This is a genomic window from Bacillus sp. FSL R5-0434 (genome assembly GCF_038004745.1).
In the GTDB taxonomy this organism is placed as follows: Bacteria; Bacillota; Bacilli; order Bacillales; family Bacillaceae; genus Bacillus; species Bacillus halotolerans.
The window spans coordinates 1,481,586-1,494,712 of record NZ_JBBORV010000001.1; the positions used below are offsets into that span (position 1 = coordinate 1,481,586).

At 44.1% G+C, this 13,127-nt stretch carries 13 protein-coding genes; all 13 read left to right on the plus strand.

The window, feature by feature from the left end; translation table 11 throughout:
- The first annotated feature begins 11 nt into the window (after nt 1-11).
- The 13 genes from NYE43_RS07745 (at nt 12) to pfkB (ending at nt 13,124) form a co-directional block, all read left to right on the plus strand.
- On the plus strand, nt 12-1,031 hold the full coding sequence (locus NYE43_RS07745) for a MoeB/ThiF family adenylyltransferase (RefSeq protein WP_024121233.1): 1,020 nt from the start codon (nt 12-14) through the stop codon (nt 1,029-1,031).
- A gap of 17 nt (nt 1,032-1,048) precedes the next feature.
- Nucleotides 1,049-2,341, plus strand: a complete 1,293-nt coding sequence (locus NYE43_RS07750) for a molybdopterin molybdotransferase MoeA (RefSeq protein ID WP_024121234.1) — start codon at nt 1,049-1,051, stop codon at nt 2,339-2,341.
- A complete protein-coding gene (gene mobB, locus NYE43_RS07755; protein ID WP_106020377.1) occupies nt 2,302-2,823 on the plus strand; it encodes a molybdopterin-guanine dinucleotide biosynthesis protein B in 522 nt (173 codons plus the stop codon). Before NYE43_RS07750 ends, mobB begins: the two co-directional genes overlap by 40 nt.
- On the plus strand, nt 2,823-3,296 hold the full coding sequence (locus NYE43_RS07760; RefSeq protein ID WP_024121236.1) for a molybdenum cofactor biosynthesis protein MoaE: 474 nt from the start codon (nt 2,823-2,825) through the stop codon (nt 3,294-3,296). The genes mobB and NYE43_RS07760 overlap by 1 nt, the downstream gene beginning before the upstream one ends.
- Entirely contained in the window at nt 3,289-3,522 is a 234-nt protein-coding gene (moaD, locus tag NYE43_RS07765; RefSeq protein WP_044156050.1) for a molybdopterin converting factor subunit 1, read from the plus strand. Before NYE43_RS07760 ends, moaD begins: the two co-directional genes overlap by 8 nt.
- 236 nt (nt 3,523-3,758) lie before the next feature.
- Nucleotides 3,759-5,516: an ABC transporter ATP-binding protein gene (locus tag NYE43_RS07770; RefSeq protein WP_341061492.1), complete on the plus strand. Its 1,758-nt coding sequence runs from the start codon at nt 3,759-3,761 to the stop codon at nt 5,514-5,516.
- A gap of 10 nt (nt 5,517-5,526) precedes the next feature.
- Entirely contained in the window at nt 5,527-7,341 is a 1,815-nt protein-coding gene (locus NYE43_RS07775) for an ABC transporter ATP-binding protein (RefSeq protein WP_341061494.1), read from the plus strand.
- Nucleotides 7,342-7,462: 121 nt separating this feature from the next.
- A complete protein-coding gene (yknW, locus tag NYE43_RS07780) occupies nt 7,463-8,158 on the plus strand; it encodes a toxin SDP protection protein YknW (RefSeq protein WP_024121240.1) in 696 nt (231 codons plus the stop codon).
- A gap of 4 nt (nt 8,159-8,162) precedes the next feature.
- Nucleotides 8,163-9,299 (plus strand): efflux RND transporter periplasmic adaptor subunit, encoded by a 1,137-nt coding sequence (locus NYE43_RS07785; protein ID WP_213418588.1) that lies wholly within the window; start codon nt 8,163-8,165, stop codon nt 9,297-9,299.
- A complete protein-coding gene (locus tag NYE43_RS07790; protein ID WP_024121242.1) occupies nt 9,300-9,992 on the plus strand; it encodes an ABC transporter ATP-binding protein in 693 nt (230 codons plus the stop codon).
- Complete coding sequence (locus NYE43_RS07795) at nt 9,989-11,182, plus strand: ABC transporter permease (RefSeq protein WP_268498077.1); 1,194 nt, start codon at nt 9,989-9,991, stop codon at nt 11,180-11,182. Before NYE43_RS07790 ends, NYE43_RS07795 begins: the two co-directional genes overlap by 4 nt.
- Before the next feature lie 278 nt (nt 11,183-11,460).
- On the plus strand, nt 11,461-12,216 hold the full coding sequence (locus tag NYE43_RS07800; RefSeq protein WP_024121244.1) for a DeoR/GlpR family DNA-binding transcription regulator: 756 nt from the start codon (nt 11,461-11,463) through the stop codon (nt 12,214-12,216).
- The gene (pfkB, locus tag NYE43_RS07805; RefSeq protein WP_101860676.1) at nt 12,213-13,124 is read left to right on the plus strand and encodes a 1-phosphofructokinase; all 912 of its coding nucleotides are present in this window, start codon (nt 12,213-12,215) and stop codon (nt 13,122-13,124) included. The genes NYE43_RS07800 and pfkB overlap by 4 nt, the downstream gene beginning before the upstream one ends.
- The last annotated feature ends 3 nt before the right edge of the window (nt 13,125-13,127 follow it).

Consider the following 13,127-nt stretch of genomic DNA (forward strand, 5'->3'; position numbering starts at 1 on the left):
GATCAGGTTTGATGGAAGAGCGTTATTCACGGCAAATCAGATTTAAGCAAATTGGAGAAGAGGGACAGCAAAGACTGGCAGACAGCCGCGTGCTGATCGTAGGAGCAGGAGCGCTCGGAACAGCCGGAGCTGAAGGGCTATCGAGAGCGGGAGTTGGAACCGTCACCATCATTGACCGTGATTATGTAGAATGGAGCAATCTGCAAAGGCAGCAGCTTTATACAGAAAGCGATGCGGAACTCCGCATGCCAAAAGCTATGGCTGCCAAAGAACATTTATCCGCTATTAACAGCGGCATACATATTGAGGCATACGTTACAGAGGGGACGGCTGAAACGCTTGAACCGCTGATTGAAAAAGCGGATGTTGTTATCGATGCAACAGATAATTTTGAAACACGCATGCTTATCAACGATCTAGCTCAGAAAACAAAGACACCGTGGATTTATGGCGCTTGTGTAAGCAGCCAAGGGATGTTCATGACAATTATTCCGGGGGAGACACCTTGTTTGTCTTGTTTGTTTGAGCAAATTCCTGTCGGCGGAGCGACGTGCGATACAGCGGGGATTATTCCGCCTGCGGTCCATATGGTTTCAGCCTATCAGCAGGCGGAGGCGCTGAAACTGTTAACGGGAAACACAGAGGCGATACAGCGCGGCTTTGTCACGTTTGATGTCTGGAACAATTCACATATGAAAATCAACGTTAGCAATGTACGAGTCGAAGATTGTCCGTCATGCGGCGCACACGCAGTTTATCCTTATCTTCAAGACTGGAACACGCCAAAAGCTGCTGTGCTGTGCGGCCGTGATACGGTTCAAGTCAGATCAGAGTCATTAAAAAGAATACCGAAGCAGGAGCTCGCCAGTCGGCTGAAAACAATCGGCAAGGTAGAGGCCAATGCATTTTTGCTTCATATCTATTATGAAAATTTCAGAATCGTCATTTTTAATGACGGACGGGCTCTGATACACGGAACAAGTGATGTGAAAGAAGCTAATTCTGTGTTGGCAAGAGTAATCGGATTGTAACAACAGGAGGGTTCAGAATGCTGGAGAAAAGAACACCGATACCGGTAGATGAAGCTGTTCGGCGTGTCAGCCGATTTCAAAAACGAGGGGAAACAGAATGGGTGGCGCTTGAAAACAGCCTTCACCGATTTTTAGCTGAAGATGTAACGGCAGATCACCATGTGCCTGCATTTGACCGTTCGCCATATGACGGTTTTGCTGTCAGAGCATGTGATACGGCTGAAGCTTCACGCGAGCACCCTGTCCGCTTTGAGGTCATTGACCATATCGGAGCAGGAGCTGTATCTGAGAAAGAACTTGCCGCGTTTCAGGCAGTGCGGATCATGACAGGTGCGCAAATTCCAAAAGGCGCGGATGCCGTGGTCATGATTGAGCTGACTCAAGCCTTTGAAGAGAATGGTCAGCCGTTTATGTGTTTAAAACGCCGCTTCCAGCCAGGGGACAATATTTCAAAAACAGGTGAAGATGCTCAAAAAGGGAGCGTTTTAGTCAGAAAGGGCACGCGAATTACCCCGGGGGTAACAGCTCTTCTGGCAACCTTTGGATACGCTTCTGTGCCTGTCGTGAGAAAGCCTGTTGTCGGGATTATCGCTACCGGCACTGAATTGCTGAATGTCAGTGACCCGCTGGAGCCGGGGAAAATCCGTAACAGCAACGCCAGTATGGTATATGCACAAGTTATCGAAGCGGGCGCTTCACCTCTTTATTTAGGGAAAATCTCCGATGATCTTGATCAAAGCTTTGCTGCGGTCGAGAAAGCAATGGAAAAGGTTGATTTTCTAATCACAACAGGCGGCGTGTCAGTGGGTGACTTTGACTTTTTGCCTGAAATCTATGAAAGGCTCGGAGCTGATGTGCTCTTTAATAAAGTTGCTATGCGCCCGGGAAGTGTAACGACTGTGGCTCATGCAAACGATATGCTGCTGTTTGGGCTGTCAGGAAACCCGTCGGCATGCTATGTCGGTTTTGAACTGTTTGTAAAACCGATGATCCGGTCATGGCTGCTTCATGATAAACCGCATCCAATTTGCGCAGAAGCTGTTTTGACTAAGGACTTTCCGAAGCCGAATCCTTTTACCCGATTTGTACGTGCTTATGTACACCATCAGGAAGGAAAGCTGTTAGCGGCTCCCGTTGGATTAGATAAGTCAAGCTCTGTCACTTCACTTGCAGAAGCGAATGCGTTTATCATCCTGCCGGGCGGTACGAGAGGTTACGAATCAGGCAGAACGGTCCACGTGCTGCTGATCAGAGAAGAGAATGGAAGTGAGTGGCCTTGGTCCGTCCTTTCCCGATCGTCCAAGTTGTAGGATTCCAAAACAGCGGAAAAACAACGTTGATAGAGCGTATTCTTAAAAAAGCCGCACTACAGGGACTGCATGCAGGCTGCCTGAAGCATCACGGTCATGGCGGTGAACCGGAAGCATTCACTGAAGGAAAAGACACTGACCGTTACCAAGCTGCGGGAGCTGAAGTAACAGCAGTAGAAGGAGCGGGTGTTTTACAGCTTACGGCCCGCCGTAAATGGGATCTCCCGCAGCTGATCGAGTTATATCGCTTTCTCGATATGGATTGCCTGCTCATAGAAGGCTTTAAAAAAGCTCCTTATCCTAAAGTAGTAATAGTACGAGATAAGAATGATCTGGCTGAACTGCAGGCAGTAAATATAATCGCAATTATATACAGAGAAAAAGAACAAATGGCTGCACACCAAGGATTACCCGTTTTTCACGCGGATGATCCAGCAGCAGTTGATTTTGTGCTTTCACAGCTGAAAGGGGAATCTGTGTAATGGGAAGGTTTGAGATTACGAAAACACCCATCGTTACTGAAGATATCATAAAAAAAGTAGAGAAACGGGAAGCTGGAGCTATTACCACGTTTATCGGGACAGTTCGGGAGTGGACAAACGGAAAAAAAACAATCCGGCTGGAATATGAGGCTTATGAACCGATGGCTGTGCAGATGCTGGCCCAAATCGGGGCTGAAATAGAAGAGAAATGGAAAGGTGCTTCGGCTGCTATCACACATCGGATCGGTGTACTGGATATCGGCGAAGCGGCAGTTGTCATCGCTGTGTCTTCTCCCCATCGAAAAGCCGCTTATGAAGCCAATGAGTATGCAATCGAACGCATTAAACAGATTGTGCCTATTTGGAAAAAAGAAATTTGGGAAGACGGAGAGCAATGGATCGGTGACCAGCTTGAGACAACAGCTTATCCGAATGGAAAACCAGATGTAAGTGAGGGAGAGCAGCATGATTAACATTCTTTTGTTTGCGGGACTTGCTGAAAAGGCCGGCACGTCAACGCTTGAAATTGATATGGAACAAGCAACAACCGATGATATAAAAGCGGTATTAAAGGAACAATACGGACTTGAATCAATTGATACGGCTATGATTGCTGTAAATGAAAACTACGTCAAAGAAAATACCTCAGTATCTTCCGGTGACACGGTGGCTGTTATTCCACCTGTCAGCGGGGGATGAAAACCGGACGGCGATAAAGCCGTCCGGTTTTTGCGTTAAAAGTCATATCCCTCTTTTTTTGCATATCCTGCTCATCATCCTGCATACAATGATTTTCTGTAAGCGTTTATTTACATAAGTCCCACCATATAAAGTAAGAGACCATCTCCACCATTAGATTGAATTTTCGAAAAATAATAGAAATTTATTTCGGGAATCGATATAGTAAGGGTGAAAAAACTGGAAGGGTGCTGGGTATGGAGACATTTAAAAGATTAAAATCATTTTATTGGCCGTACAGAAAGGTGTTTATGTGGTCGCTTCTGGCGATGCTTTTGATGACAGCCATTACGGTCGTTTATCCGATCATTCTGCAAATTACGATCGATGAGATCGTACTGGGGAGGCAGTATCAGCTTGCAGCATGGGTCAGTCTGGGATTTATTGCGGTTATGGCTGTAAAAGGAACCGCCACTTTTTTTCATCAGTATTTAGGTGATATGTTTGGCATCAAATCTGTTTATCGGCTGAGAAATGGCCTGTATGCAAAACTGCAGAGGCTTTCTTTTTCTTACTATGACAACGCAAAAACAGGTGATTTGATGTCCAGGCTGACAGCCGATGTTGAAGGGCTCAGGTTTTTTTTATCCTACGGACTTGCTGAGTTTATTCGATTCGGCTTGCTGGTTGCAATCAGCTTATCGGTCATGTTTTACTATTCGGTTCCGCTTACGCTGGTAACAATCGCTGCTTTGCCTTTTCTGGCGGTCGCGGTATATCAGTTTGACAAAAGAGTACACCCCGCCTTCCGAGGCATCAGAAAATCGTTTGCAAAGCTCAATACAAAGGTGCAGGAAAATATCAGCGGCATCAACACAGTTAAGTCACTATCAAGAGAAGATTTTCAAATCAGCGCCTTTAATAAGGCAAATGCGGCCTACAGAACAAAATATTTACAAACGTCATCCATCTGGTCTGCTTATTTTCCGCTGATGGAGTTTATCGGCAATATTTGTATTGTGGCTCTTCTTTCATACGGCGGCTATTTGGTCATGCAAAATCAGCTGAATCCGGGTGAGCTTGTCGCTTTCTTCAGTCTTGTCAATTATATGATGTGGCCGATTATGAACTTAGGTTTTGTGATTAATATGTTTTCTCAGGCAAAAGCCTCAGGAGAGCGTCTGTTAGACATTCTTGATGAAGAGGAAGACATCAAAGACCACGTTCATGCTTTACATCAGCCAAAGTTAACCGGAGATGTCTCATTCAAAGATGTAACTCTCACATACAGAAATGAACAAACGAACGCGCTTTCCGATGTAAGCTTTGAAGCAAAAAGCGGAAAGATGATCGGATTTTTGGGTCCTACAGGATCTGGAAAAAGCTCAGTCACACAGCTCCTCACTAGATTTTACAGTCCTGCAGGCGGAATCATCACCATTGATCATAAACCTATCACAGATTATTCATTAAAAACCCTTCGCTCAAATATTGGAGTTGTACTTCAAGAATCATTCCTATTTTCATCTACTATTCGATCAAATATTTCATACGGGAAGCCGGATGCTTCGATGGACGACATTATAAATGCGGCAAAAAGAGCTCAGGCCCACGATTTTATTATGGAACTGCCTGACGGATATGACACCATGCTTGGAGAAAGGGGGCTGGGGCTTTCTGGAGGCCAGAAGCAGCGCATTGCTATTGCCAGAGCCATCTGTTTAAACCCGAGCATTTTAATATTAGATGACGCCACAAGTGCAGTAGATATGCAAACTGAGCACAGCATACAGCTTGCGTTAAAAGAAGTCATGAAAAACCGCACAACCTTTATCATCGCTCACCGCATATCTTCACTGAAACACGCAGATGAAATTCTTGTCTTCGATAAAGGTAGCATTCGTGAAAGAGGCAATCATCAAGAGCTTCTTGCCAAGAACGGCTATTACAAAAAGATATACGATTTGCAATACCGGGATGTCAATATGATAAATGAGCCGCATCAGGTCGGATAGGGAGGAACATATGAAACAAGCAAAAAAACAGGGGATTTTGGAGCGTTTCTATTATTCTTCAGATGAAATCATTGAAAAACCGTTTAACTGGGCTCAAATGTGGCGGCTGTTAAGCTATGTCAAACCGTACCGAAAAACAATTCTGCCGCTTTCTTTTCTCACCGTTTTGATTGGGACTGCTGTGAAGCTTGTCATTCCTATTCTGATCGGTGTTTATGTTCTCGATCAAGCCATTACAGCAAAGAATTCGGAATTGCTGATGCAGCTGATGATTTTGATCAGCGTTTTATACGCTGTTAATTATGCAGCCAATATGCTAAGGATCAGATGGATGAACCAGCTTGGCCAGCATGTCATTTACGATTTGCGCCAGCATTTATTTACCCATGTGCAGCGCTTGTCCCACCGATTTTTTGATCAGAGATCGGCAGGGTCTATTCTCGTCAGAATTATGAATGACATTAACTCCCTTCAGGAGCTTTTCACAAGCGGCGTGATTAACTTATTAACAGATTTATTGCTTTTGGCGGGAGTCGTCATCATTTTATTCACGCTGAGTCCTGAACTGACCATAGCCATCATGGTGACTCTGCCGATTATGTTTTTTATTTCAACAAGTCTCAGAAAAAAAATCCGCCGTTCATGGCAAACGGTGCGTCTGAAGCAATCAAAGCTGAACTCCCATTTAAACGAAAGCATACAAGGTATCCGCGTAACGCAGGCTTTCACGCAGGAACAAGAAAACATGGCGTATTTTGACGGAGTCAATCAGGAGAACTATCAATCATGGCGGGAAGCAACAAGAAAAAATGCTGTGTTCCGTCCGCTGGTAGAAATGACAAATGCGATAGGAACGGCTGTATTAATATGGTATGGTGCCACACTCATCATGAACCAAACTATTACAATAGGTGTCTTCGTATCTTTCGCCTTCTATTTAGGCATGTTTTGGGAGCCTATTTCAAGGTTAGGCCAGGTTTATAACCAATTGTTAATGGGGATGGCCTCGTCAGAGCGGATTTTCGAGTTTTTAGACGAACAGCCGAACGTCAAGGAAAAGCGGGATGCCATTCACAAGAAAAATATTAAAGGCCTTATCAGCTTTGAAGAGGTTGAATTTTCTTATGATGAAAAACGAAAAGCACTTCATGCCGTTTCCTTTTCTATTCCTGCAGGCTCGACACTTGCACTAGTCGGACACACGGGGAGCGGGAAAACAACGATTGCCAATTTAATCAGCCGATTTTATGATGCAACAGGAGGAACCATTAAAATAGACGGCACTCCGATAAAAGACCTGGCCATTGCCAGTTTACGCTCTCAAATCAGCATTGTGCTTCAAGATACGTTTATTTTCTCGGGAACGATTATGGAAAATATTCGTTTCGGAAGGCCGGATGCGTCAGACGAAGAAGTGGTAAAAGCTGCTCAAGCAGTCGGAGCGGATGAGTTTATATCTGGTTTAGCAGAAGGATACGAAACAGAAGTGGAAGAAAGGGGCAGCGTACTATCCGCCGGTCAGCGCCAGCTCATTTCCTTCGCAAGAGCGCTGCTCGCAGATCCTGCTATTATCATTCTTGACGAAGCCACGGCAAGCATTGATACAGAGACAGAGGTCAAAATCCAGCAGGCTTTAAAAACTTTGCTGAAAGGCCGTACAGCCGTCATGATTGCCCATAGATTGTCCACGATCCGCGACGCCGACCATATCATCGTTCTTGATCACGGCAGGAAAATGGAAGAGGGCAGCCACGAACAGCTGCTTGCGAAAGGAGGTATTTATGCAGGACTGGTGAAAGCGCAATACAGCATAGCTGCCGAATAAAAGCCTTCAGTTTGAAAGTCTGAAGGCCTTTTGAATGATTTGGATATTTTTTAAAAAAATATGAAACTTTTTTTAGATCCTTTCGTATTATCAGCTAGATATGTTCAAGGAGGTTTTATATATGGAAGCAAATGTAGAAAAAAACGGCGGAGTGTCAACTGAAAAGCCATCCCTTTTTGGAGTGATCACAAGTCCTGGAACTCAATTTGAGAGAATAAGAGAAAGGCCGGTTGTATGGGGCCCGCTCTTGATTGTTGCGGCAATCATCATAGTTGGTGCTGTATTGCAGGGTCTCGGAACGGATTATAGCGAGCTTCTTAAAGCGACGGATACTGAAGGTTTATCGCCTGAGCAGATTTCAACTGTCGCCACTATTACCAAGTTTGGAGCAATGGCAGGTTCGATTCTCGGCGGAATTGCAGCTTTATTTATTGCACCTCTCATTTATTGGCTCTGTGTGAAAATATCAGGAGGCGTAACGACGTATAAGAAAATGCTTTCTCTCGGTCTGTTTGTCTCCTTAATCAGCAGCTTAGGATTATTGATCAACGGAATTGTTGCTTTTACAACTGACACAAGTTCACTTTACAGCATGACGTCACTTGCGGGAATTATTCCTTCAGACATGCCTTTAGCCAATGTATTAAATACATTTGAAATCTTCAGCATTTGGAGCTATGTATTATTAGCGATCGGTCTTCACAAAACGGGAGGCATCTCCAAAAAAGCAGGGTGGATATCCGTTATTATTCTTTTCGTCCTTTTGGTCGCATTTTCGTTTGTTTCAGGGGCGATAAACTCTGTGGCAGGTGCATAAATAGATGAAAAAAGTCTGGATTGGAATTGGGATTGCAGCATTAGTCGCTCTTTTTATAGGAATTAATATTTACCGGTCTGCCGCTCCGACAAGCGGCAGCGCCGGCCAGAAGGTGGAGACGGGCAGTCTAGAAGAAAAAAAGATATCGTCAACGGTTATGGTTCCAGGCACACTTAAATTTTCAAATGAACAATATGTGTTTTATGAAGCCGATAAAGGAACTTTGAACGACATTAAAGTAAAGGAAGGCGACAAAGTTAAAAAGGGTACGCCGTTAGTCACTTATACGAATGAGCAGCTTAGTCTGGAAAAAGAACAGAATCAATTGACCTCTGAATCGAACCGGCTGCAAATCGATCAGATTCAAGAAAAGCTACAAGCGTTGGACAGTAAAGAAAAAGAACTGACAAAACAGCTTGGAAAGAAAGAAGCAGAAAAACAAGTTGACTCTGAGCGCACAGAGCTTGAAATGCAGGAAAAAACGGCTCAAATTGAATTAAAGCAAACTGAACTTCAGCGGCAGTCGCTTGCCAATCAAGTGTCAGATCTTCAAGTGAAAAGCGAGATTGAAGGCACTGTGATTTCTGTCAACCAGGAAGCGGCATCAAAAAAGTCAGATATTCAAGAGCCCGTTATACATATCGGCAATCCTAAAGATCTTGTCGTTGCAGGAAAATTGTCTGAATACGATACACTTAAAGTCAAAAAAGGCCAAAAGGTCACACTCACTTCAGATGTCATTCAGGATAAAACATGGAAAGGTACAGTTTCAGCTGTCGGACTAGTGCCGGATCAGCAGGATAACGCCGCGGCAGCCGTTGGCACAGATCAGGCGGTACAATATCCGCTTCAAGTCAAAATAAAAGGTGATCTTCCTGAAGGAAAGCCAGGTTTTAAATTCATTATGAATATAGAAACGGATAAGCGGAAAACCAATACGCTTCCTTCTAAGGCAGTTAAAAAAGAAGATGATCAATATTATGTGTATACAGTAAAGGACGGTAAAGCCAAGCGAGTCGACGTCAAAATCGGGGAAGTAACAGATGATGTAACGGAAATAAAAGAAGGAATTTCTAAGGATGATCAGGTCATTTTAAATCCTGCTGATGATTTGGCTGACGGAACGGAAGTGAAAGCATAAATGATTCAGCTTTCAAATGTGCGAAAAAGCTACCAGATCGGCAGAGAAACGTTTGATGTTCTTCATTCGATTGATTTGAACATCAATCAAGGGGAATACGTTTCGATCATGGGGCCGTCAGGATCGGGAAAATCAACGATTATGAATATTATCGGCTGTCTAGACCGTCCGACTTCCGGTATATATAAGCTGGACGGCGAAGACATCTCTTCTTATAAAGACAGAGAACTGGCCGCAGTCCGCAACAAATCCATCGGTTTTGTCTTTCAGCAATTCCAGCTTCTCCCGCGGCTGAACGCTAAAAAAAATGTCGAGCTGCCGATGATTTATTCCGGCATTGGAAAAAAAGAACGCCAAGAGAGAGCCGAAAGAGCCTTAGAAAAGGTCGGATTAGCCGATCGGATGCTTCATATGCCGAATGAGTTATCCGGCGGTCAGAAGCAGCGTGTGGCCATTGCGAGGGCAATCGTCAATGAACCAAAATTAATTTTGGCGGATGAACCGACTGGCGCGTTGGATACGAAAACAAGTGCAGCGATTATGGACCAATTTACAGCGTTAAACGACGAGGGAACAACGATTGTACTTGTCACCCACGAGCCGGAAGTTGCAGATTGCACGAACCGGGTCATTATGGTGCGAGACGGAGAAATTGTTCCTCCCGGCTCCGGACAAAGGAGCGTGGGGGAATGAGTCTGTTAGAAAACGTCAGAATGGCTTTGAGCTCTGTTCTTGCACATAAAATGCGTTCCATTTTAACGATGCTCGGAATCATAATTGGTGTTGGTTCTGTTATTGTCGTCGTTGCTGTAGGACAGGGCGGCGAGCAGATGCTTAAGCAGTCCATCAGCGGTCCGGGAAATACGGTGGAACTATACTACATGCCGAGTGACGAAGAGCTTGCAAGCAATCCGAACGCCGTAACGGAGTCAACTTTCACAGAAAACGATATTAGCGGATTAAAAGATATAGAAGGGATAAAACAAGTGGTTGCATCGACTTCTGAAAGCATGAAGGCGCGTTATCATGAGGAAGAAACCGATGTAACCATTAACGGAATTAACGACGGATATATGAATGTCAATTCCTTAGAAATAGAAAGCGGGAGAACCTTTACTGATAATGACTTTCTTGCGGGAAAAAGGGCGGGCATTATATCGCAAAAAATGGCAGAAGAGCTGTTTGATAAATCCTCTCCTCTCGGTGAAGTTGTCTGGGTAAACGGACAGCCTGTGGAAATTATCGGTGTGCTGAAGAAGGAAACAGGTTTGCTGTCTTTCGGACTAAGTGAAATGTATGTGCCGTTTAATATGATGAAATCGTCTTTCGGTACAAGTGACTTCAGTAATGTGTCATTGCAGGTCGAATCGGCTGATGATATAAAATCTATCGGAAAAGAAGCGGCACAGCTGGTGAATGACCATCATGGCACTGAGGATTCATATCAAGTAATGAACATGGAAGAGATTGCAGCAGGAATTGGAAAGATCACAACAATCATGACCACGATTATCGGCTCAATTGCAGGCATTTCGCTTGTAGTCGGCGGAATCGGTGTCATGAATATTATGCTCGTGTCAGTGACAGAACGAACGCGGGAAATTGGGATTCGGAAGTCTCTCGGAGCGACGAGAGGACAAATTCTGACCCAGTTTTTAATCGAATCAGTCGTATTAACGTCTATCGGCGGACTGATTGGGATCGGGATCGGATACGGAGGGGCCGCGCTGGTTTCTGCCATTGCCGGCTGGCCGTCATTAGTATCCTGGCAGGTCGTATGCGGAGGCGTGCTGTTCAGTATGCTTATTGGCGTTGTCTTTGGAATGCTTCCTGCAAATAAAGCTGCCAAGCTCGATCCGATTGAAGCGCTGCGTTACGAGTAACCTCATGCATATGCATGAGGTTTTTTTATGTTTGGTGCTTTTTACTATGAATATAAAAGACTTTTTACATTAAGATAAGAAGAAAAAGTCATACAATTGTCCTTATTTTTGTCGAATTTACAGTTTACAAACCCTATATACATACGTTAATATGGAGAAACGTGAAAGATTTTGATAGTTATTGAATGAATTTGAATGATTTTAGTTGCCTATTGTAAAAAAAGCGTTTACAATGAAATTGTATTCAAAATGAATACGTTTTCATTAGGAGGTGAAGCATGCTAACTCCTGAAAGATATCAGTTGATTATTGATCAAATAGAAAAGCGTGATGTGGTAAAGATTCAAGAGCTCATAAATCTTACAAATGCTTCTGAATCTACAATCAGAAGAGATTTATCGACGCTTGAAGAACGCGGTTTTTTAAAGCGTGTTCACGGGGGAGCTGCCAAGCTTTCCGATATCAGACTTGAACCTGATATGCTTGAAAAATCATCCAAAAACCTTCAAGACAAATTGAAGATTGCTGAAAAAGCCGCTTCACTTTTGGAGGAAGGGGATTGCATTTATCTCGATGCGGGCACGACGACTTTGCACATGATTGATTTTATGGATAAAAGCAAAGATATCGTTGTGGTCACGAACGGGGTTATGCACATCGACGCATTGATAAGGAAAGAAATATCTTTTTATCTGCTTGGAGGATATGTAAAGCACAGAACGGGTGCGGTTATCGGAGGCGCTTCACTGATTGCCATGGATCAGTACAGATTCGATAAGAGTTTTCTGGGGGCAAACGGTGTGCATACAGAGGCCGGCTTCACAACGCCTGACCCTGATGAAGCCCTTTTGAAAACGAAGGCTGTCAAACAGGCAAAACACGCTTACGTCTTAGCGGACCCTTCGAAATTTGGAGAAATTTCATTTTCGGCATTTGCCGGCATAGGCGACGCAACAATCATTACGACTGACGCTGAAGAGCTTACATTCGATAATTACCAAGAAAAAACTGTCGTAAAGGTAGTGAAACCATGATTTATACTGTAACACTTAATCCATCTGTCGATTATATTGTTCACGTTGAAGATTTTACTGTAGGAGGCCTGAACCGTTCCGCATACGATACAAAGTATCCAGGGGGAAAAGGCATCAACGTATCGAGACTGCTGAAAAGACATCATGTTCAGTCAAAAGCGCTCGGATTTATCGGCGGATTTACCGGAGAATATATCAAAACATTTTTGCGCGAAGAAAACCTGGAAACAGCTTTTTCTGAAGTAAAAGAAGATACCCGCATCAATGTGAAATTGAAAACTGGTGATGAAACGGAAATTAACGGTCAGGGACCAACGATTTCAGACGAAGATTTCAATGCCTTTTTAGAACAGTTTACATCTTTGCAAGAGGGGGATATTGTCGTTCTTGCTGGAAGCATTCCATCTTCACTGCCTCAAGATACCTATGAAAAAATCGCAGAGGCTTGCAAACAGCAGAACGCGCGTGTTGTGTTAGATATCTCTGGCGAAGCGCTTATGAAAGCAACAGAAATGAAACCGTTTTTGATGAAGCCAAACCATCACGAGCTTGGTGAAATGTTCGGAACGACGATTTCATCTGTTGAAGAAGCTGTTCCTTATGGGAAAAAGCTTGTAGAACAAGGCGCTGAGCATGTAATCGTATCCATGGCCGGTGACGGAGCGCTTCTGTTTACGAAGGATGCCGTTTACTTTGCAAACGTACCAAAGGGGAAATTGGTAAACTCAGTCGGAGCAGGAGATTCTGTCGTTGCAGGTTTTCTTGCCGGTGTTTCCAAGCAGCTGCCGCTTGAAGAGGCATTCCGCTTAGGAGTTACATCAGGCAGCGCTACCGCGTTTTCTGAGGAACTTGGTACAGAAGAATTTGTCCAGCAGCTTCTTCCTGAAGTTAAGGTCACACGTCTATAGAGG